This window comes from Enterococcus sp. LJL99 (assembly GCF_054871725.1).
Genome location: NZ_JBTXLT010000017.1, coordinates 19,067 through 41,727, shown reverse-complemented (window position 1 = coordinate 41,727; position 22,661 = coordinate 19,067). Strand labels below are relative to the sequence as shown.

Here is a 22,661-nt window from a genome sequence, read left to right as displayed (position 1 = left end):
GGTGAAAATGTCCCTTTTTGTTATAATATAACTTAAGATTTTTTAATAAAGAATAGGAGTTAGTAAAATGAAAGAAATTTATAAGGATGATAGCTTAACGCTGCATACTGATTTGTATCAAATTAATATGATGCAAACGTATTGGAAACTTGGTAGAGCTGATTTACACGCAGTTTTTGAATGTTATTTTCGTGAAATGCCGTTCAATCATGGCTATGCGATTTTTGCTGGTTTAGAACGATTAATCGATTATTTATCAAACCTTACATTCTCAGAATCTGACCTTGCTTACCTTAGAGAAGTGGAGCATTATCCTGAAGATTTTCTAACTTATTTAAAAGACTTCAAATTTACCTGTAGTGTTCGATCTGCTTTAGAAGGTGATTTAGTTTTCAATAATGAACCACTAATTCAAGTGGAGGGCCCATTGGCGCAATGTCAGTTAGTCGAAACAGCTCTTTTAAATATGGTCAACTTCCAAACGTTGATTGCAACAAAAGCGGCGCGAATCAAATCAGTGATTGGTGATGATCCGTTGATGGAATTTGGAACTAGACGTGCCCAAGAATTGGATGCTGCAATTTGGGGAACGCGTGCAGCTTATATTGGTGGAGCAGATGCAACAAGTAATGTCCGTGCAGGAAAAATTTTCGGGATTCCAGTCAGTGGAACACATGCACATTCACTCGTACAAGCGTATGGAAATGATTATGATGCGTTTTCTGCTTACGCTCAAACGCACAAAGATTGTGTTTTCTTGGTTGATACGTATGATACATTAAAATCCGGTGTACCAAGTGCGATTCGTGTTGCCAAAGAAATGGGTGATAAGATTAATTTCTTAGGCGTTCGTCTTGATAGTGGGGATATGGCTTACATTTCTAAACGAGTAAGGGAACAACTAGATGAAGCAGGCTATACAGAGGCGCAAATCTATGCTTCAAATGATTTGGATGAAAATACAATCCTAAGTTTAAAAATGCAAAAAGCGAAAATCGATGTTTGGGGTGTTGGAACAAAACTCATCACGGCATATGATCAGCCAGCTTTAGGAGCGGTGTTCAAATTAGTTTCTATAGAAGATAGTGATGGCACGATGAAGGATACAATAAAATTATCTAGTAATGCCGAAAAGGTAACCACTCCTGGGAAAAAACAAGTTTGGCGTATTACTCGTAAATCAGATGAGAAATCTGAAGGAGATTATGTGACATTATGGGATGAAGATCCACGCAATCAAGAAGAGATTTATATGTTCCATCCAGTTCACACCTTTATTAATAAAACAGTTCGTGACTTCAATGCACGAGCGGTCTTGCAGGATATTTTTGTAGATGGCGAGTTAGTTTATGAATTACCTAGTTTAGATGAAATAAAACACTACGCAAAGAATAATTTGGATTCATTGTGGGAAGAATACAAACGTGACTTAAATCCCCAAAAATATCCAGTTGATTTGTCAACGGAGTGTTGGAATCATAAAATGCGTTTGTTAGAAAAAGTTCGTGTAGATGTCAAAGCATTAAGTGAAAATAATTAAACGGAGGAATTGAAATGAGCTCACTGCAAAAAGCAATTATTGAAGAATTAGGGGTAAAACCTACGATTGATCCAAAAGAAGAAATTCGTAAAAGTATTGATTTTATGAAGAGTTATCTGTATAAAAATCCTTTTTTAAAAAGCTTTGTTTTAGGAATTAGTGGGGGTCAAGACTCATCTTTAGCAGGACGCTTAGCTCAATTGACAATGGAAGAAATGCGGGCTGAAACGAAAGACGAAACCTATCAATTTATTGCAGTGCGCTTACCTTATGGTGAACAAGTAGATGAAGCAGATGCGATGCAGGCTTTAGCTTTTATCCAACCTGATATTTCTCTTAGAGTTAATATTAAACCTGCGGTTGATGCTTGCCAAAATTCATTGGTTGAAGCTGAAATCCCAATTAGTGATTTCAATAAAGGCAATATGAAAGCTCGTCAACGAATGATTGTTCAATATGCGATTGCTGGTGAAAAGGCTGGAGCGGTAATAGGGACAGACCATGCAGCAGAAAACATCACTGGTTTCTTTACGAAGTATGGTGATGGCGGTGCGGATATTTTACCATTATTTCGTTTAGATAAACGTCAAGGTAAAGCATTGCTTAAAGAATTAGGTGCCTCGCCAGCAATTTATGAAAAAATACCTACAGCGGATTTAGAAGATGATAAACCATTGGTAGCAGATGAAGTGGCTTTAGGTGTTACGTACAATGATATCGATGACTATTTAGAAGGAAAAAAAATTTCTCAAGAAGCGGAAACAACGATAGAAAATTGGTACAATAAAACTCAACACAAAAGACATTTACCAATTTCAATTTTTGATGACTTTTGGAAATAATTGTTTGGGTGTGTTCAAGGAAAATTTTTTATTAACGTTGGTATCAATTAAAAAAATCGATACTTCCATTTTATTGTAAGTGGGAAACTTCTTTTTTAGCTTTTTTACAGCTATTCAATAATACTTTAAGAATATCTAAAATATCTTCAAATAACTGAAAAAAAGACGATTATCAACTAAAATTAATAAGAAAGAGCAATAAGAAAGAGATTAAAAAAATGAAAAAATGGTTTAGAAAGAACGTATTCAAAAAAAGAAATTTTGATACAGATGTAAATGAGCCCGGTCCGACAGAGGATAATCTGACGACGCGAATACCGCCTAATGTGGTAGGCTTGACGAAGCAACAAGTTCAAACTCGTTATGATGAGGGGAATTACAATAAAGAAGTAGAGGATCTATCAAGAACGACGAAACAGATTATTTTAGATAACTCTTTAACTTTATTTAATTTTATTAACTTATTTTTAGCTGTTTGTGTATTCTTAGCTGGGTATCCAAAAAACGCGCTGTTTTTCTGGATTATTATCATTAATACTTGTATTGGTGTGTTTCAAGAGATACATGCAAAAAAGACGATTGACAAATTATCCATTGTTAATAAGACAGAAGTCACTGTTTTAAGAGATGGAAAATTAGAAACTATTTTTCAAGAAGAGATTGTTTTAGGGGATGTTTTGGTTGTATCTTTAGGGAACCAAGTTCCTTCTGATGGGATTGTCATTTATTCTGAAGGTTTGGAAGTTGATGAATCTTTACTAACAGGTGAATCAGATAAAATCACCAAAAAGGTCGACGATGAAGTTATGAGCGGTAGTTTTATCACTGCTGGTTTGGCTTTCGTAAAAATTACGGCAGTTGGTGAAGATAACTTTGTTTCTAAACTGTCTAAAGAAGCTAAATCTGAGAAGAAATCAACCTCTGAATTGATGAACTCTTTGAATCTTTTGATCAAAGGCTTAACTTTTGCGATTATCCCAATCGGTTTACTGTTGTTTTGGTCGCAATATCGATCAACGCATTCCATTCAACAAAGTGTTTTAGGTGTTTCGGGTGCGTTAGTAAGTATGATTCCAGAAGGCTTAATGCTGTTGACCAGCGTGGCTTTTGCTGTTGGAGCGGCGAATTTAGCTAGAAAACAAACCTTGATTCAACGCTTAGCTTGTATCGAGACATTAGCTCGTGTGGATACGATTTGTTTAGATAAAACGGGAACAATCACCGATGGGACAATGACGTTTAAAGAGCTGATTCCTCAGGGCGGTTTTCCTATCAGAGAACTTGAACGCGCGATGGGAGCTGTAATGGCTGGATTATCAGATCAAAATGCTACAGCTAAAGTACTTAGAGATCGGTTTCCATTATTAAAAGATGAATGGAAAGTAAAACAAGTGATTCCATTTTCATCTGAAAGAAAATGGAGTGGAGTGACTTTTGAAGAAAAAGGATCATTTATCATTGGCGCACCTGAGTTTATCTATGCCAAAGTTCCTAAAGAATTGAAAGAAGTTATCACACCCTATACAGAACAAGGAAACCGCGTATTGATTTTGGTTCATTTTTATGGAAGTGTTGAAAATTTCACCTTACCATCTAGAATTGAAACAGTAGGAATTTTTGTTATTTCAGATACAATTCGGGAAAATGCGGTTGATACATTTTCTTATTTTGTTGAACAAGATGTTACCTTGAAAGTTATTTCGGGTGATAATCCTATCACCGTATCTCAAATTGCCAAACAAGCTGGCATTCATGGAGCAGAAAATTTTGTGGACATGAGTCAAGTTTCTGCGAATACTGATTTTACTAAATTAGTAGAAGAAACGACCGTTTTTGGCCGTGTGACTCCGTATCAAAAAAGAGAATTGATTCAAGCCTTGAAAGAAAATGGACATACGACTTGTATGACTGGTGATGGCGTAAATGATATTTTGTCGTTAAGAGAAGCAGATGTAAGTGTTGCTATGGCAAGTGGAAGTGATGCTGCCCGAGCGGTGGCAGATGTTGTTTTGTTGAATTCTGATTTTAGTTCAATGATTCAAGTTTTGAATGAAGGTCGTCGTGTCATTAATAATGTTGAACGAGTTGCATCAATGTATATGGTTAAAACAATTTACTCTGCGATTTTAGCAGTAACATTTATTTTCTTAGTCTTGCCTTATCCATTTGCACCGTTACAGTTAACACCGATTAATACCTTGACTGTTGGAATTCCTTCATTTATTTTGGCGTTGGAGCCTAATTATCAACGAATTAAAGGACATTTTTTGACTAATATCTTAAGGATTTCAGTTCCAGGTGCACTAACGGTTGTCTTTAATATTTTAGTTTTCCAGCTGGCTGGTGTTTGGTTTAGCTTATCACAAAATGATGTTTCAACAATGTGTGTGTTGCTAACAGGGGCAGTTGGTTTCCAAGTATTGTTAAGAGCTGCACGTCCGCTTGATCTGAAAAAGAAAATAATGATTGCTGTCTTATTGATTGCCTTTCTTGTTTGTTTCCTTATTTTTGGCGATTTCTTTATGTTGACTTCGCTATTTTCAAGAAACATCTTTTTCTATCTACCATTGCTTTTAGGTAGTCGCTCAATTTTTAATTATATTTCATTATTTATGACTCGTTTAATTTATGAAGTAGATAAATTAAAAACAAATCGAAAAAATAGGAAAAAGAAACGAGTTATCTAAACAAGTGAGTGACTGAAAACGATAGCGTTACATTGTTTCCGGTCACTTTTTAGTGATAAAACAAACCTTTAACTATCTTTATAATAGGAAAGTAATGATTTGCCTAATTGGACTAGTATTTAGTAAGAAAATATGCTAAAGTGTAATAGATGTATTTTGTGAGTAAGGGAGAATAGAAGCTATGTATAATTTTATTTTGACTTTAGTCATCATCTTGTCAATCGTTTTAGTGATTGTCGTTATGATGCAGCCAAGTAAACAAAATAGTGCAGCAAGTGCTTTTACCGGCGGTGCTGATAAACTTTTTGGTAAACAAAAAGCTCGTGGTTTTGAAGCTGTTATGCAAAGAGCAACAGCGATTATCGGAGCAGTTTGGATGGCCTTGTTATTTGTTTTAGTATTGTTATCATCAAAATAAAACAGTAAAAGTCTCTCATAAAAATTTGAGAGGCTTTTTTTATCGAAAAAAATTCAGATTTGAAAAAATTTGTCCTTTTTCTTTTAAAAGAATAAAAGGAATATCAACGAGAAGGAAAGGATTCTAACTTTGGCAGAAGCTCATTTTTTTGACCAATCCTTTTTAATAGGGAAGCGACTTTTCACAAGGTTTTATATCTAAAATGTGATAAAATGAGGAGGAGGTGAGTAGAGTGGAAAGAAAAATAAATTTACCAAAGCCATTGTTTACCGAAAATGGCTCCCGTGCAGTGTTACTTCTACATGCGTATTCTGGCAGTAGTAATGATGTTCGCATGTTAAGTCGCTATCTAGAGAATGAATCATTTACTGTTTATTCACCTAATTTTTCTGGACACGCAACACTTTCCCCAGAAGATATTTTAACGAAGTCACCCACTATTTGGTGGCAAGATACAATTGAAGGTATTAATTTTTTACATGAAAAGGGATATGAACAAATTGCGGTTTTAGGTTTATCAATGGGTGGTATTTTTGCAATGAGAACCTTAACGGAACAATTATCAGGTATCGTAGGCGGCGGCTGTTTCTGTTCGCCACTCTTCCCAGTTAAAAATCATGTACCTGAAAATTTTTTATTATACGCAGAAAATGTATTAACGATTGCTGGGACACCTAAAGAAGAGAAAACGGAACGATTAGTGTTTATCAAAGAAGCTGTTTTTGATCAATTAAATGAAATAGAGACCTTTTCACAGCAAACGGCTGATTCATTATCTCAAGTAAAACAACCTGTTTTTCTAGCGCAAGCAGGGCAAGACGAGATGATTGATAGTACAGGCGTTTTTAAAACAGCTGAACAACTTCAGCAAACACAATTTACATTAAACTGGTATCCGAATAGTGGTCATGTGATTACGGTCGGTCCAGATCATAAACAATTAGAACAAGACATAGTGGATTTTTTAAACTCGCTATCTTGGAATGAGGAGAAATAATGACAAAAAAAACAATTAAGGAGCAAATCCTATTTTTCATAGAAAGTCAAAAGAAACAAAGCTTCTCTATGGAAGAAATTGCAGAAGGACTAAACTTGCAAAAGAGCAATGATTTTAAAGCATTAGTTCAAACAATTGCTGCGATGGAAAGAGAACAAACAATTGAATTAAATCGTAAAGGGAAAATTCGATTGTCTCAAAAAGATATTTTAGTAGAAGGAATTTTTAGAGGAAATGAACGAGGTTTTGGTTTTGTAACGATTGATCCAGAAGAGGATGATATTTATATTCCAAAAGAACATACGAATTTTGCAATGAATGGAGATACTGTCTCAGTAGATATTATTCAAACTTCAGACCCCTTTTCAGACCGAGGTGCTGAAGGGAAAGTTGTCGAAATCAAAAAAAGAGCAATTAATCAAATTGTGGGTGAATTTGTTGCTTATAATGAAGAAGAAATTGCGGAGTATGATTTATACGGGTATGTGATACCTAAAGATAAAAAAATCAATACATTAACCGTTAACATTGCGGCGGAAGGAATTAAGCCTGTTGACGGGAGTATTGTAATTACAGAAATCACTCACTACCCAGAACGAGAATATCCAAAAAGTTTAGAGGGATTGGTTAAGAAAGTAGTGGGTCATAAAAATGATCCTGGAATGGATATTATGTCGATTATTGTGGCGCATGGGATTCCAATTGCTTTTCCTGATGAGGTAATCGAAGCGGCTGATCAAGTACCAGATGCTATTTCTGCTTCAGATATAGAAGGCCGTAGAGATTTAAGAGATCAAGTCATCGTAACAATTGATGGTGAAGATGCAAAAGATTTAGATGATGCGGTAACTGTAAAGAAATTGACGAATGGAAATTATTTTTTAGGCGTTCATATAGCAGATGTTTCTTATTATGTTACAGAAGGAAATCCTCTTGATCTAGAAGCCTATGAACGAGGAACGAGTGTTTATCTAACGGATCGAGTTGTTCCAATGATTCCGCAAAGACTTTCTAATGGGATTTGTTCTTTAAATCCAAAAGTCCCTCGATTGACTATGAGTTGTGAAATGGAGATTACTACTGATGGACAAGTGATAAAGCATGAAATTTTTCCAAGTGTGATTCAAACCACAGAACGAATGACCTATACGGCTGTTAATGAAATTCTAGAAGATGAAAATGATGAAACGATTGCTAAATATCAAGCTTTAGTTCCTATGTTTAAAGAGATGGGAGAACTACATCATATTTTAGAAGCAATGAGAGAACATCGTGGTGGTATCTCATTTGAAGATCGTGAAGCAAGAGTTTTAGTCGATGCTGAAGGTCATCCAGAAGAAATTTTACTTCGTTCAAGAGGGACGGGTGAGCGTTTGATTGAGTCCTTTATGTTAGTAGCCAATGAAACGGTCGCGAAACATTTTCATGATTTGAACGTTCCTTTTTTATATCGGATTCATGAGCAACCAAAAGAAGAAAAAATGCAACGTTTCTTCGATTTTGCGGCAGTATTTGGTATTCTAGTCAAAGGAACTAAAACGGATATCACACCAAAAGATTTACAAAATGTTTTGAAACAAGTGAATGAGCGACCAGAAGAACCAGTGATTAACACCATGTTGTTACGTAGCATGCAACAAGCTCGCTATTCTGAAGATAATTATGGGCATTATGGTTTAGCTGCTGAGTTTTATACACATTTCACCTCTCCAATTCGTCGTTATCCTGATTTGATTGTTCACCGATTGATTCGAAATTATAGCGAGGATCACTCAGACGCGGTGAGAGAAAAATGGTCAATGCATCTTCCTGATATTGCAGATCATAGTTCAAAAATGGAACGACGAGCTGTTGAAGCTGAACGTGAAGTTGATGCAATGAAAAAAGCTGAATTTATGGCTGATAAAATTGGTGAAGAGTACGATGGGATCATTAGCTCAGTTACTAAGTTTGGTTTATTTATTGAATTACCTAACACAATTGAAGGTTTAATTCATGTAAATAGTTTGAAACAAGATTATTTCCATTTTATTGAAAATCATATGGCTTTAGTTGGTGAACGGACGGGTATGACTTTGAAAATTGGACAAAAAGTTCGAATCAAAGTGGAAAAAGCTGATCCAGAAACGCGAGAAATCGATTTTGAATTGCTTGAAGCTGAAGCGGTGCAACCTTTAGAAACACCCAAAAATACACGTCGAAAAGCGACGAATCGCCAACACGAAAGAAAAAAACAATCGCGCAAGAAAGAAGATAAGCAAACCTTTGAACGCAAAAAAGTGAAAAAGAAAGGGAAAAAGCCTTTTTATAAAGAGGTTGCTAAGAAGAAAAAAGGGAAAAAGAAAAAATAGAGAGAAGCAGGAGGAATGTAGATGCCAAAAGGAGAAGGCAAATTAATTGCCCAGAATCGTAAGGCTAGACACGACTACACAGTTGTTGATACTATGGAGGCAGGAATTGTTTTGCAAGGAACGGAGATCAAATCGATTCGCAATGGTCGAATCAATTTGAAAGACGGTTTTGCTCGTGTAAGAAATGGCGAAGCATACCTATATAATGTTCATATCAGTCCTTACGAACAAGGGAATATCTTCAACCACGATCCATTACGGACGAGAAAATTATTATTACACAAAAAACAAATTGCTAAATTGATTGGTGAAACAAAAAATACAGGAATAACGATTATTCCATTAAAAGTTTATATTCGAGATGGTTATGCAAAAGTATTGATTGGTTTAGCCAAAGGAAAGAAACAATATGATAAACGTGAAGATTTAAAACGAAAAGAAGTAGATCGTCAAATTAGTCGAACGTTGAAAAATAATTCTCGCTAAACTTTTGTTTTTGTATTGCTGTTTATAATTTATATACGAAAAAGAACTAAAGTTTTTTTCTATAAAGTAGCAATTTTATTCTTTTTCGCATATTTCATAACTTTGCTTTATATTACGTTGAAAATTTGTTAGAGTGTATAGGAAACTGAAAACTTTGATTAGTTTTTAGTGATTTCCTGCATGTTTCATGTAGTCTGTATCGATTGATTGTTTACTATAAATAGTTAACTAAATAACTGCTGTTTTTGTCTTTTTTGGTCAAACTTGAAAAAATGTCTTAAAAGAGTGAAAATTTTTTGAATTTTTTCAACTGTGGTGGTATGATACGGATGGTCAGGAAAATGAAGCCTTTAAAGCTTCGGGATATTGCTCGAAAAGAGGTGAAAAGATTTGGAAGAGAAAACAGCACGCTTTAATATCGGTCCAATTTGGTTTGATAAAACAATTTGCTTGATGGTTTTGTTAAGTTGTGTGATTGTTTTCGCCCTTGTATATTTCTGTACTAGAAATTTACAAATGAAACCCAAAGGGAAGCAAAATGTGATTGAGTGGGTTATCGATTTTGTCAGGAAAATCATTACCGATAATCTACCAAGTAAAGAATTGTCAAATTTTCACCTACTTTCTTTCACGATGTTTCTATTTGTCCTAGTGGCAAATATCATTGGGCTGGTAACTAAAATCGTTATTGGTGACTATTCTTATTGGAAAAGTCCAACAGCCGATCCAATTGTTACGCTGACACTCGCTTTTATCATGATTTTATTAACCCATTTATTTAGTGTTCGTCGTTTTGGCTTAAAAGGCTATTTTGTCAATAGCTTTTTGAAACCAGTAGGCTTTTTATTACCAATTAAGTTAATGGAAGAATTTACTAATTTACTTACATTGGGCTTACGTCTTTACGGGAATATTTTTGCAGGGGAAGTTCTTTTAGGTTTAATTGCTAGTATCGTTTCTGCAACAGGGTTGTGGGCGATTCCTATAGCGATTCCATTAGAAATGATTTGGTTAGCATTTTCACTATTTATTGGATCTATTCAAGCCTTCATTTTTGTAACATTATCAATGGTGTACATGGCACATAAAATTGAAGTTGAAGAATAAAATAAAAAACATACAATATCTTTAGGAGGAAACAAAAATGGACGGATTAAATTATATCGCAGCAGCAATTGCAATCTTTGGAGCAGCTGTCGGAGCAGCTTATGGTAATGGGAAAGTTATTTCAAAAACAATCGAATCAATGACAAGACAACCTGAAATGGCTGGTCAATTAAGAACAACAATGTTTATCGGAGTTGCCTTGATTGAAGCGGTGCCTATTTTAGGAGTAGTTATTGCCTTGTTATTAGTATTTAAATAAAGACATAGAAGGCAGGGCGATGATTCATTGAACAAGCGTCACTGCTTTCTGTTCTTTGCGGAAAGACACTAATTGGCATTTATGAAATGAATTTAACCTTAGATTAGAATCGGTTTTATGCTAGTGAAAAGGCAAAAAGCTGATTGATCGTTACTTGTATTTAAAGAAATGCTACACTCTTATAGCGTATAACACGAAGGATGTAGGAAAGGAAGTTGAAGCTTCATGCTTAATTATTTAGTTCTCGGTGAAGCGGAACAAAGCACAACATTAGGCACGATTATCGTTGTTAGTGGCGCCTTTTTGATCTTGATGCTTCTTATCAAGAAGTTTGCTTGGGAAGCTATTACAGATATTTTACAAAAACGTGAAGAAACAATCGCCAACGATTTGGATTCTGCAGAGCAATCTAGAATTTCTGCTGCTAAATTAGAAAAGGAGCGTCAACAAAAGCTACTTTCTTCAAAATCAGAAGCGGCAGATATAATTAAAACTGCAAAAGAGAGCGGGGAACAAAATCGTCAAAAAGCTTTGATTGAAACCAATGAAGAAGTATCACGCCTAAGAGAGAAAGCGCGTCAAGATATTTCTCAGGAACATGATGAAGCCCTTGCTTCTGTAAAAGATGAAGTGGCTACTTTATCTTTAAAAATTGCAGAAAAAATTCTAAGTAGTGAATTGAGTGCAGATACTCATGAAACATTAATCAATTCATATATTGATGACTTAGGTAAAGCCAATGAAATTAGATAAATATACAGTAGGAAAACGCTACGGCAAAGCTTTGTTTGAATTGGCGATAAAAATGGAGCAAGCGGATAGCATTTATCAAGACTTATTGGCGCTTAGAGAAATTTATCATGAAGTTCCAGGTTTAGGTGATATTTTAAGTGATGTTCGCCTTGAACCCTACGAAAAAGATGAAATCATGGATAAATTGGTCAGCGGTTTTGAAGGAATTACGAAGAATTTTTTACTTGTCGTTTATTCTTATAGTCGTATGAATGATTTGCTATTGATGATTGATGAATATGAACGTCGATATGATGATTATCAACAATTGGTACTGGGGACTGTGATCACTGCTGTACCACTAACAAAAAATCAACACCAAAAAATTGAAGAACAGACCGCTCGTTTATTTGGATTTGAAAAAGCAAATCTGATTAACTTGATTGATCCAAAAATTGTTGGTGGAGTAGTTATTGAAGCGAATAATAAAGTTATTGACGGTAGTATTGATAGACAATTAGAAAGTATTCGGAAGTTACTATCAAACTAATGCTAGCATAATTAAGAGGTGAATTGAATGGCTATCAAAGCAGAAGAAATCAGTGCCTTGATCAAAGAACAAATAGAAAATTATCAACACGAACTTGCTGTTGAAGAAGTTGGGACAGTGACTTATGTTGGAGATGGAATTGCGCGGGCACATGGACTAGAAAATGCCATGAGTGGCGAATTATTAGAATTTTCAAATGGTTCTTATGGAATGGCGCAAAACTTAGAAATGAATGATGTTGGTATTATTATCCTAGGCGATTTTGAAACGATTCGTGAGGGAGATAAAGTAAAACGGACTGGAAAAATCATGGAAGTTCCTGTTGGAGAAGCTTTAATCGGTCGTGTTGTGAACCCACTTGGACAAGCAATCGATGGACTCGGAGAAATTAAATCTGATAAGAAACGTCCAGTTGAAGCAGCAGCTCCAGGCGTTATGCAGCGTAAATCGGTTAATGAACCGATGCAAACAGGTCTAAAAGCGATTGATGCCTTGGTTCCGATTGGTCGCGGACAACGTGAATTAGTCATTGGTGACCGAAAAACAGGTAAAACTTCGATTGCGATTGATACGATTATTAATCAAAAAGGTCAAGATGTGATTTGTATTTATGTTGCGATTGGTCAAAAAGAATCAACGGTAAGAACTCAAGTGGAAACACTTAAACAGTTTGGTGCGATGGATTACACAATCGTCGTGACAGCAGGAGCGTCTCAACCTGCACCGTTGTTATATATTGCACCTTATGCTGGAACTGCGATGGGTGAAGAATTCATGTATAATGGCAAACATGTTTTGATTATCTTTGATGATTTATCAAAACAAGCGGTAGCTTATCGTGAACTTTCATTACTATTACGTCGTCCTCCAGGTCGTGAAGCATACCCAGGAGATGTCTTTTACTTACATTCACGTTTATTAGAGCGTGCGGCTAAGTTAAGTGACGATTTGGGCGGTGGTTCAATGACGGCTTTACCATTCGTTGAAACGCAAGCAGGGGATATTTCAGCCTATATTCCAACAAACGTAATCTCTATTACCGACGGACAAATTTTCTTAGAAAGTGATTTGTTCTATGCGGGAACACGACCAGCCGTGGATGCAGGACTTTCTGTTTCTCGGGTAGGTGGTTCAGCTCAAATCAAAGCGATGAAGCGAGTTGCTGGAACATTACGTTTAGATTTAGCAAGTTATCGTGAATTAGAAGCCTTTACGCAATTTGGTTCTGATTTAGATGCAGCAACACAAGCGAAATTGAATCGTGGTCGTAGAACAGTTGAAATTCTAAAACAAAAATTACATGCGCCGCTAGCTGTTGAAAAACAAGTCGTTATTTTATATGCATTGACTCATGGTTTCTTAGATAGTATCAGCGTAGCAAAAATATTAGAATTTGAATCAGATTTATTTGATTATCTAGATGGCAAGCACCCTGAAATCTTTGAAACAATCCGTACAACGAAAGATTTACCAAAAGAAGAAGAACTAGATGCAGCAATCAAAGAATTCAAAGACATTTTCAATGCATCAAATTCAAATGGTGATGCAGCAATTAAGCCATTTATTCAAAATGCGTAGAGAGGTGAACAGAATTGGGAGCTTCATTAAATGAAATAAAACAACGCATTACGTCTACAAAAAAGACAAGTCAAATTACAAATGCGATGCAAATGGTTTCTGCTTCTAAATTAACGAAGTCAGAAGCGGCCTCTAAAAACTTTCAAGAATATGCGGCCAAAATTCGTTCGATCGTTACTCATCTTGTAGCGGCTCAACTGACGGATCTTGAACAAGCCGATTCATTTGATTCAGAGTCTGGAGATTATCATGCAATGTTAGCTTCCAGACCTGTAAAAAAGACAGGATATATTGTTATTACTTCAGATAAAGGTTTAGTAGGAGGCTATAATAGCTCAATTTTAAAACAAACTATGACGATGTTTAATGATGATCATGAATCAAATGAAGAATTTGTTTTGATTACTATTGGTGGAGTTGGAGCCGATTTTTTCAAAGCTCGTGGGGTTAATGTTGCCTATGAATTACGTGGGTTAACGGATCAACCTAGCTTTGATGAAGTGAGAAAAATTGTTTCGGCAGCAACAACAATGTATGAGAACGAAGTTTTTGATGAATTATATGTTTGTTACAACCACCATATCAATTCATTAACTAGTCAGTTTCGTGTTGAGAAAATGTTGCCAATATCGGATTTAGATCCTGAAGAAGCAGCGACTTATGAACAAGAATATATTTTAGAGCCTTCTGAAGAAGCAATTTTAGATCAATTATTACCTCAGTATGCTGAAAGCTTGATTTATGGCGCTATTATTGATGCTAAGACAGCTGAACATGCAGCAGGAATGACAGCGATGAAAACTGCGACAGATAATGCACGCAATATTATCAGTGATTTGACGATTTCGTATAACCGTGCCCGTCAAGGCGCAATTACGCAGGAAATCACTGAAATCGTTGCTGGAGCAGCTGCTCTTGAATAAAATTCAAATAAGAAGCTAAATTATTTTATAGAAAACCTGTAGCTGGTTTCACATAAGCAAACAAGTTTAAACAAAAAATGTTTTGACTAATTTTTAATGGTATAAAAGAATCAGACTTTTCGGCAGTTTTACCTAAAATAGAAGATTATTTATTCTATTTTGATTCCAACTGCATAAACCAGAGCGATTTTTTTATGACCTCTTACTATGAACGGAGGAAAAAAGATGAGTTCAGGAAAGATTGTTGAAGTAATTGGTCCTGTTGTTGACGTGGAATTTTCATTAGATCAATCTTTACCAGATATAAACAACGCTTTAGTCGTATATAAAAACGATGAAAGCAAACAAAAAGTTGTCCTTGAAGTTGCTTTAGAACTTGGAGACGGCGTAATCAGATCAATTGCAATGGAATCAACGGATGGCTTACAACGTGGTATGGAAGTCATTGACACAGGAAAACCAATTTCAGTTCCTGTAGGTAAAGAAACCTTAGGTCGCGTATTTAATGTTTTAGGTGATACGATTGATTTAGAGCAACCTTTTCCAGAAGATGCTGAACGTAGTGGTATCCACAAAAAGGCCCCTGCGTTTGATGAATTAAGTACAAGTAACGAAATCTTGGAAACAGGAATTAAAGTTATTGATTTATTAGCCCCTTATTTAAAAGGTGGGAAAGTTGGTCTATTCGGTGGTGCCGGTGTTGGAAAAACCGTTTTGATCCAAGAATTGATCCACAATATTGCTCAAGAACATGGTGGGATTTCTGTGTTTACAGGTGTTGGGGAACGAACTCGTGAAGGAAATGACCTTTATTACGAAATGAAGGATTCTGGCGTTATTGAAAAAACTGCCATGGTGTTTGGTCAAATGAACGAACCGCCTGGTGCTCGTATGCGTGTTGCCTTAACTGGATTAACTATCGCTGAGTATTTCCGTGACGTTGAAGGGCAAGATGTTTTACTGTTTATTGATAATATTTTCCGTTTCACTCAAGCGGGTTCAGAAGTATCGGCTTTACTAGGTCGTATGCCTTCAGCCGTTGGGTATCAACCAACGCTTGCAACTGAAATGGGACAATTACAAGAACGGATTACTTCAACGAAAAAAGGTTCAATCACTTCGATTCAAGCAATTTACGTTCCAGCCGATGACTATACTGACCCAGCGCCAGCAACAGCATTTGCCCATTTGGATGCTACAACCAACTTGGAACGTCGTTTGACCGAGCAAGGAATTTACCCAGCAGTTGATCCGTTAGCTTCTTCTTCAAGTGCGTTAGCACCTGAAATCGTAGGGGAAGAACACTATGAAGTCGCAACAGAAGTACAACATGTTTTACAACGCTATCGCGAATTACAAGATATTATCGCTATCTTAGGGATGGATGAATTATCTGATCAAGAAAAAGTTTTAGTGGGCCGCGCTCGTCGTATCCAATTTTTCTTATCACAAAACTTCAATGTAGCAGAACAATTTACCGGACAACCTGGTTCTTATGTTCCTGTAGCCGAAACAGTTAGAGGCTTTAGAGAAATTCTTGATGGTAAACATGATGAATTACCAGAAGAAGCATTCCGTAGTGTCGGAAAAATTGAAGATGCGATTGAAAAAGCAAAAACATTGAACTATTAGAGGGGAGAAAATAACATGGATGCTTTAACAGTAAACGTGGTAACTCCGGATGGTTTGATGTATGATCATCATGCCACAATCCTTGTTGCAAAAACAACTGATGGTGAGATTGGGATTTTGCCTAAACATGCACCAATCATTGTTCCTCTGGCTATTGATGAAGTTCGTGTGAAACGGACAGATTCTGATACTCATGTTGACTGGATTGCAGTTAACGGAGGAATAATGGAAGTTCGTGATAATGTTGTATCAATTATTGCCGATAGTGCGGAGCGTGAACGAGATATTGATGTTTCACGTGCTGAACGAGCAAAAATTCGCGCAGAGCGTATGATTGAAAAAGCGAAAGAAAATGCAAATAGTGACGAACTTCGAAGAGCAACTGTTGCGTTGCATAGAGCAATCAATCGAATCAACGTTTCTAAACACACATAACATAAAATATTAAGTAAAAATAGGTCGAAACTTTATTCAAAAACTTGAATAAGTCATTCGGCCTATTTCTAAATCATAGAATAACCACATAAATAGAGTCTAGGATAAAAGTTGTTTTTTTTTAGAATAATCTAGTAATCTTCAAAAAAGACTTTTAGTATGGATATCCATGCTAGTATTAGGGAATTCTTTTTAAGTATTCATACTTCTATCTCAGCCTCTATTTATGTTAAACTATTGTTAAAAGAATAAAAGGAGAAAATATGATGCAATTTTATGGAGTGGATGCAATGGTACGAATTGTCTCTCACTTATTATTTATTTATGCAACATTTTGGACACTACAATCCATTCGATTAGATCAATTTTTTAAAATGCACCATAATCGCCAAGTTAGATTATTATTGGTCTTCTTTTCAATTGTAATTGGTTTTACCGTTAGTTCGTTTTTCTTAGAATTTTTAGCTCTTTGTCGAAACCTATTTATCGGGCTTTTTCCTTAAAATAAAGAAAAAAAGAAGAAAAGATACTAATTGTTGCTAAATAATGGTATAATGGAAAAGATTTTGGATAGATAAATATCCTACTCTATTTTTGGAGGGAACATAATGGAACAAATTATTGTTCATGGTGGCAACCATTTAGAAGGAACTGTAAAAATTGAAGGGGCAAAAAATGCGGTTTTACCTATTTTAGCAGCAAGTCTTTTAGCTGAAGAAGGAATCACTACATTAAAAAATGTACCTATTCTATCAGATGTATTTACAATGAATCAAGTAATTAAACACTTAAACACAACAGTTGAGTTTAACCAAGATAAAAATCAAGTAATAATAGATGCAACACAACCATTGGATGTTGAAGCGAATTATGAATATGTTAGTAAAATGAGAGCATCAATCGTTGTTATGGGGCCACTTTTGGCTCGTAATGGTCATGCAAAAGTAGCTATGCCAGGTGGCTGTGCTATCGGAAAACGCCCAATCGATTTACATTTGAAAGGGTTCCAAGCCTTAGGGGCTAAAATCATTCAAAAAAATGGCTACATCGAAGCTATTGCAGATGAATTAATTGGAAATACTATTTATTTAGATTTCCCAAGTGTTGGAGCTACTCAAAATATTATGATGGCCGCTGTTAAAGCCAAAGGAACAACAATAATTGAAAATGTAGCTAGAGAACCTGAAATTGTTGATTTAGCGAATGTGCTTAACAAAATGGGCGCTCATATTGTCGGTGCTGGAACTGAAACAATGCGTATTGAAGGAGTCGATAAATTACATGCAGTAGAACATTCGATTGTTCAAGATCGAATTGAAGCTGGAACCTTTATGGTCGCTGCGGCAATGACTCAAGGGAATGTTTTAATCGAAGAAGCAATCTCTGAACATAATCGTCCGTTGATTTCTAAACTGACTGAAATGGGTGCAATTATCCGTGAAGAACGTGATGGACTTCGAGTGATTGGACCTAAAGTAATTAAACCGACAGATGTTAAAACAATGCCTCATCCAGGATTTCCAACCGATATGCAAGCGCAGATTACTGCTATGCAAATGGTAGCAGAAGGCACGAGTATCGTTACAGAAACGGTTTTTGAAAATCGTTTCCAGCATTTAGATGAAATGCGCAACATGGACGCTGAGGTTCAAATTGACGGGAATGTAGCAATTATTAACGGTGGACGAACTTTACAAGGTGCTGAAGTAGCTGCAACCGATTTACGAGCAGCGGCAGCCTTGATTTTAATTGGCCTAAGAGCAAATGGAGTAACTCGTGTTTCTCATTTAGAATATCTAGATCGTGGCTACTATGAGTTCCATAAAAAACTTCAAAAATTAGGTGCTAAAGTAGAACGTACGGAAGAAACGAACGAAATAACAGAAAAGACAGCGTCTAGCGTTAGTTAGAAGGGGATATAAGATGAGTTCGACACGCTATATTATAGTGACTTTATTAAAAATTTTAGTTGTGATTTCTTTAGTGATTATCTTATTTGTAGCTGGTACGATGATTGGTTACGGAGTTGTCGGTGGAGGAAATGCAAAAGATGTATTTAAGGAAGACATTTGGGCTCATATTATGGAATTTTTTAAATAATTAAAAGAAGTAGAACATTTTCTATAATTGAAGATGGTCAAATTCTTTATTGCTGAACGCCTAAAATCGCATTTGATTTACCGGTATTGGTTCAATTATAGCGATTTTATAGGAATTATACTTTATTGAAAAATTAAAGAGAAGCTTAAAGAAAAAATCAAGAGATACCAATAGTGATGGTAGGTCAGTCGATTTTGGATTTAACTACTCTGAACAAGCTAAAAATCAAAGAAGTTGTTGAGCAGCTCCCTTTGTTTTTTAGCTTGTTTTCTATGTTATAATAATAATTGATTTAAACGAAGGGATGCGAACATTAATGAGAGCGATAGTTACAGAGGTTGGGCAACATGCATTGGATGGGAAAGAACCATTAATTATTCTTTTTGGTGAAAATGCAACGGAGGCATTGAAAGAGTATTCTGTTATTCAAAAATTTGAAGCGGAAGAAACATTAGCGATAAAAGAAAATGATCAATTAAGGATTGGTGAAAAAGAATATACAATCAGCCATGTTGGTTCTTTTGCTAATAGTAATTTAAGTAGTATCTCCCATGTTACTTTAGTATTCAGTGAAGTACCAAAAGAGGATCCTATTGCAAATGGTTTATATCTTTCACCTTTCGACTTACCTACAGTAGAGGAAGGAACGACAATCGAATATATCTCGCATGGAGTGTGATTAAATGGATCAAAAAAATAGAAAAGAGAAATCAGCTTCTTGGTTTTGGCGCTGGTTTTTAAATAACAAAATCGTAACTGTTCTTTTGATTGTGTTATTGTCCTTGTTGATTTTATTGGTTTTTACAAAAGTAGCCTATCTATTTAAACCACTTTGGCAATTTTTAGGAGTGGTAGGGTTACCAATAATAATGGCTGGAATTTTTTATTATTTAATGAATCCGATCGTTGATTATTTTGAAAAACGAAATATTCATAGAATTTGGAGTATTATTGGCTTGTTTATTTTAGTTGTTGCTTTGATTGTTTGGGGAATTGTTGTGATTGTCCCTAAAATTCAAGAACAAACCATTAGTTTTACAGATAATTTTCCTCAATATGTTGAAACGGTGAAAGAAAAAACAAATGAAATTTTAGCTAATCCATCATTTTCTCAGATACGAGTTCAATTAGAGAGCGCAGGGACAAAAGTTGAAAATTCGATTGGCGATATTTTAAAAAATGTTTCTACATTTACTTTCCAAGGATTAGGTAGCTTTTTTGGAGCTATTGCTACAGTCGTAGTGGCACTTATTACTATGCCATTTATTCTGTTCTACTTATTAAAAGACGGCAAAAAATTACCGTCCTATTTGATGAAATTTTTACCGAACAAAATGAGAAAACCAACTTTACAAGTTCTTAGTGAAGTAAACGATCAAGTGTCTTCTTATATTCGTGGGCAGTTGACTGTTGCTTTTGCAGTTGCGATAATGTTCATTATTGGTTTTTCAATTATTGGCTTAGATTATGCAGTAACATTAGGAATTACAGCAGGCATTTTAAATTTAATTCCATATTTGGGTTCGTTTTTAGCGATGATTCCAGCTGTTTTTCTAGGAATTGTTGGAGGTCCTGTGTTACTTATTAAGGTTGTGATTGTTTTTGTGATTGAGCAAACCCTGGAAGGTCGTTTTATTTCACCTTTAGTTTTAGGGAATCAATTATCTATTCATCCTGTGACGATTTTAGTTGTTTTACTTACTTCTGGGAAGCTTTTTGGAATTGTAGGTGTGATTTTAGGGATCCCTGTTTATGCAGCCTTAAAAGTCGTGATTACGCATTTCTTTGAATGGTATAAAGAAGTATCCAAACTTTATTATGATGAAGAGGAAGAACAGGAAGTTGAGAGCGATTCGTAAGACAATCACTATTGTTCTCTTAATTGAAGTTATAGCTAAATGTAAGATACCAAAAAAGAGTAGACAATAATCAGAAAATCTGTTTATCGACTACTCTTTTTTTGTGTTTAAGGAGTATTAGAATGTTTGACCTAAAAGAGTTGCTTTATTAGCAGCAATTGCTAACAATTCTTCTGCTTTTTCTGGTTGATGATCAATACCTTCAATAAATAATTGTTCAACTTCAGAAACGCCAATGAAGTTCAAAATACCTTTAATGTATTGTGAAGCAAAATCTTGCCCTTCATAAAAACCACCATTTGATTGAATGTGTAATGCTTTTTTATTTTCAGTCAAACCTTTTGGTCCTTCTTCAGTATAGGCAAATGTTTTTCCAGCAACATTGATTGTATCAATCCAAGCTTTCAAACGTGTTGGGACGTTTAAATTCCAAAGCGCATTTGCAATAACCACTTTATCAGTAGCTAAGAATTGCTCTGTTAATTCATTGAAACGGGCAATTTTATTTTGTTGACTTTCATTTAAATCAGTAAATTCAGTACCAGCTCTTAGTGCATTCCAACCAGAAAGAAGTTCTTCATCGATTTCAGGAATAAAATCAGTATATAAATCTAGAAAAGTAATTTCATCGTTTGGATTTTGTGTTTGATAGCTTTCTAAAAAAGTTTCTAATGCATTTATAGAACGAGATTCTTCTTTTGTAAGTGGGTGTCCCTTGATAACTAATAATTTTGACATATTCTAGTCCCCTTTAAAAAATTAAATTAATGTAACGAAGGTTATTTTACTAATAAAAAGTAAGGGAATCAAGTTATTTGCTTGTTGGAAAAATAGTTAACAAGTATATAGAATAAAATAATTGAATGGATTAACTATATAAATTAAATAGATGATTTTTAGTTGGTGATGGATTTAGTTTGATTACCAGTTGAAGCTTGAAAATCGAAAGAATTTTGGTTCTAAAGGACAACAAGTAATAAGGGAGCAGCAAGAAAAAAAGAGAAATATTTGGAAAGGGTTGCAAAGAAATAAAAATGATGTTATGATGAACTAGAAATAAGGATTGTTACTGTTCGGCAGGCAAAACCAAGATTAGCCATCATAGAATAGATAGGTGGAATCTAGGTTTTTTTTATTTGTAAAAAGTGGGGTTGTATATGATTATTGAAAAGATTTTAAACAATAATGTAGTGACAGCTAAAAATGAAACTGGCGACGAAATTGTTTGTATGGGTCGAGGTTTAGCTTTTAAGAAAAAAGTTGGCGATCCTATTGATCCTGCTTTTATAGAAAAAGAGTTTATTCTAAAAGATTCTGTTGCATCAGGGCAATTTCAGCAATTGTTTGCTGATATCCCAATCGAGGAAGTTGAAGTAATCAAAAAGATTATTGATATGGCCGAAAGAGACTTAGCTACAGAATTATCACCCAATATTTATTTGACTTTGACCGACCATATTCATTATGCGATTGAGCGTTCAAAAGAAGGGTTAGTCATGCCAAATCCGTTAGTTTTTGAAACAAAAAAGTTTTATCCTAAAGAATTTGCAGTTGCCAAAAAAGCATTGGAACTAATTAAAGAAACTTTTTCGATTGATTTTGCGGAAAGTGAAGCCGGATTTATTGCATTTCATATCGTAAATAGTGAACAAGCAAATGGTAATATGGAAGTAACAATGGCTGCAACGGAAATTGTTCGTGATGTCTTAACAATCATCAGTCGCTTTTTTGGGAAACCATTTGATGAAGAAGCGTTGAATTATCAAAGAATTGTGACTCATTTACAATATTTTGCTCAACGCTATTTACAGAACGAATCACATGATGAAGAAGATGTTTTCTTGTATGAATTGATTCAAAGTAAGTATCCGAAGGCCTTTAATTCTGTTCAACGAATTAATGACTATTTAGTAAAAACGTATAACAAACCAATTGATGAAGCAGAACAAATTTATTTGACGATTCATATTCAACGAGTCATTGGGGATAAATAACGTGCTATTATTCTAAACTATTATCATTATCTATCTTAAAATCTTTGATCGTAGTGGATTGTTACTGGTCAAGCAGGCAAAACCTAGATTGAAAAAACAAACGATTTTCTATTTTTTTGAAATAGTAAATCACTGTTTTTTCAATTTAGGTTTTTTTATATAAAAAAATAG

General features: G+C 35.0%; 22 protein-coding genes. 21 read left to right on the top strand and 1 reads right to left on the bottom strand.

Annotation, left to right across the window (positions count from 1 at the left end; translation table 11 throughout):
- Window positions 1-67: 67 nt before the first annotated feature.
- From ACYSNW_RS17000 to ACYSNW_RS16905, 20 genes are all read left to right on the top strand, one after another.
- Window positions 68-1,540, top strand: a complete 1,473-nt coding sequence (locus ACYSNW_RS17000) for a nicotinate phosphoribosyltransferase (RefSeq protein ID WP_461746533.1) — start codon at window positions 68-70, stop codon at window positions 1,538-1,540.
- Window positions 1,541-1,554: 14 nt separating this feature from the next.
- Entirely contained in the window at window positions 1,555-2,382 is an 828-nt protein-coding gene (gene nadE / locus ACYSNW_RS16995) for an ammonia-dependent NAD(+) synthetase (RefSeq protein WP_461746531.1), read from the top strand.
- Window positions 2,383-2,600: 218 nt separating this feature from the next.
- The gene (locus ACYSNW_RS16990; protein ID WP_461746529.1) at window positions 2,601-5,069 is read left to right on the top strand and encodes a cation-translocating P-type ATPase; all 2,469 of its coding nucleotides are present in this window, start codon (window positions 2,601-2,603) and stop codon (window positions 5,067-5,069) included.
- Between the two features lie 181 nt (window positions 5,070-5,250).
- Window positions 5,251-5,487 carry a preprotein translocase subunit SecG gene (gene secG / locus ACYSNW_RS16985; protein WP_461746528.1) on the top strand — a complete coding sequence of 79 codons (237 nt, stop codon included), beginning with the start codon at window positions 5,251-5,253 and terminating at the stop codon, window positions 5,485-5,487.
- Window positions 5,488-5,710: 223 nt separating this feature from the next.
- Window positions 5,711-6,484 carry an alpha/beta hydrolase gene (locus ACYSNW_RS16980; RefSeq protein ID WP_461746526.1) on the top strand — a complete coding sequence of 258 codons (774 nt, stop codon included), beginning with the start codon at window positions 5,711-5,713 and terminating at the stop codon, window positions 6,482-6,484.
- Window positions 6,484-8,835, top strand: a complete 2,352-nt coding sequence (rnr, locus tag ACYSNW_RS16975) for a ribonuclease R (RefSeq protein ID WP_461746524.1) — start codon at window positions 6,484-6,486, stop codon at window positions 8,833-8,835. Before ACYSNW_RS16980 ends, rnr begins: the two co-directional genes overlap by 1 nt.
- A 21-nt stretch (window positions 8,836-8,856) precedes the next feature.
- A complete protein-coding gene (gene smpB, locus ACYSNW_RS16970) occupies window positions 8,857-9,321 on the top strand; it encodes an SsrA-binding protein SmpB (protein WP_461746522.1) in 465 nt (154 codons plus the stop codon).
- A gap of 390 nt (window positions 9,322-9,711) precedes the next feature.
- Window positions 9,712-10,428, top strand: coding sequence for a F0F1 ATP synthase subunit A (gene atpB / locus ACYSNW_RS16965; protein WP_461746520.1), 717 nt, complete (start codon window positions 9,712-9,714; stop codon window positions 10,426-10,428).
- 37 nt (window positions 10,429-10,465) lie between these two features.
- Window positions 10,466-10,687, top strand: coding sequence for a F0F1 ATP synthase subunit C (gene atpE, locus ACYSNW_RS16960; RefSeq protein WP_461746519.1), 222 nt, complete (start codon window positions 10,466-10,468; stop codon window positions 10,685-10,687).
- A 225-nt stretch (window positions 10,688-10,912) separates the two neighbouring features.
- Window positions 10,913-11,440, top strand: a complete 528-nt coding sequence (atpF, locus tag ACYSNW_RS16955) for a F0F1 ATP synthase subunit B (protein ID WP_461746517.1) — start codon at window positions 10,913-10,915, stop codon at window positions 11,438-11,440.
- Window positions 11,427-11,969, top strand: coding sequence for an ATP synthase F1 subunit delta (atpH, locus tag ACYSNW_RS16950; protein ID WP_461746516.1), 543 nt, complete (start codon window positions 11,427-11,429; stop codon window positions 11,967-11,969). Before atpF ends, atpH begins: the two co-directional genes overlap by 14 nt.
- 27 nt (window positions 11,970-11,996) lie before the next feature.
- A complete protein-coding gene (gene atpA / locus ACYSNW_RS16945) occupies window positions 11,997-13,547 on the top strand; it encodes a F0F1 ATP synthase subunit alpha (RefSeq protein WP_461746514.1) in 1,551 nt (516 codons plus the stop codon).
- 14 nt (window positions 13,548-13,561) lie between these two features.
- Window positions 13,562-14,470, top strand: coding sequence for a F0F1 ATP synthase subunit gamma (locus ACYSNW_RS16940; RefSeq protein WP_461746513.1), 909 nt, complete (start codon window positions 13,562-13,564; stop codon window positions 14,468-14,470).
- A 225-nt stretch (window positions 14,471-14,695) separates the two neighbouring features.
- Complete coding sequence (gene atpD, locus ACYSNW_RS16935) at window positions 14,696-16,102, top strand: F0F1 ATP synthase subunit beta (RefSeq protein WP_461746512.1); 1,407 nt, start codon at window positions 14,696-14,698, stop codon at window positions 16,100-16,102.
- Window positions 16,103-16,117: 15 nt separating this feature from the next.
- Window positions 16,118-16,537 (top strand): F0F1 ATP synthase subunit epsilon, encoded by a 420-nt coding sequence (locus ACYSNW_RS16930; protein ID WP_461746510.1) that lies wholly within the window; start codon window positions 16,118-16,120, stop codon window positions 16,535-16,537.
- A 266-nt stretch (window positions 16,538-16,803) separates the two neighbouring features.
- Window positions 16,804-17,040: a DUF1146 family protein gene (locus tag ACYSNW_RS16925; RefSeq protein WP_461746509.1), complete on the top strand. Its 237-nt coding sequence runs from the start codon at window positions 16,804-16,806 to the stop codon at window positions 17,038-17,040.
- Between the two features lie 105 nt (window positions 17,041-17,145).
- Entirely contained in the window at window positions 17,146-18,447 is a 1,302-nt protein-coding gene (gene murA / locus ACYSNW_RS16920) for a UDP-N-acetylglucosamine 1-carboxyvinyltransferase (protein WP_461746508.1), read from the top strand.
- 13 nt (window positions 18,448-18,460) lie between these two features.
- Complete coding sequence (locus tag ACYSNW_RS16915; protein ID WP_461746507.1) at window positions 18,461-18,637, top strand: DNA-directed RNA polymerase subunit beta; 177 nt, start codon at window positions 18,461-18,463, stop codon at window positions 18,635-18,637.
- Between the two features lie 316 nt (window positions 18,638-18,953).
- Window positions 18,954-19,316 (top strand): PTS glucitol/sorbitol transporter subunit IIA, encoded by a 363-nt coding sequence (locus tag ACYSNW_RS16910; RefSeq protein ID WP_461746506.1) that lies wholly within the window; start codon window positions 18,954-18,956, stop codon window positions 19,314-19,316.
- A gap of 4 nt (window positions 19,317-19,320) precedes the next feature.
- On the top strand, window positions 19,321-20,496 hold the full coding sequence (locus tag ACYSNW_RS16905; protein ID WP_461746504.1) for an AI-2E family transporter: 1,176 nt from the start codon (window positions 19,321-19,323) through the stop codon (window positions 20,494-20,496).
- Window positions 20,497-20,613: 117 nt separating this feature from the next.
- Here the strand turns inward: ACYSNW_RS16905 and ACYSNW_RS16900 are convergent, their stop codons facing one another.
- Window positions 20,614-21,234, bottom strand: coding sequence for an FMN-dependent NADH-azoreductase (locus tag ACYSNW_RS16900; protein ID WP_461746502.1), 621 nt, complete (start codon window positions 21,232-21,234; stop codon window positions 20,614-20,616).
- A 419-nt stretch (window positions 21,235-21,653) separates the two neighbouring features.
- Between ACYSNW_RS16900 and licT the strand changes: the two genes are divergently transcribed.
- A complete protein-coding gene (licT, locus tag ACYSNW_RS16895; RefSeq protein WP_461746500.1) occupies window positions 21,654-22,490 on the top strand; it encodes a BglG family transcription antiterminator LicT in 837 nt (278 codons plus the stop codon).
- Window positions 22,491-22,661 lie beyond the last annotated feature (171 nt).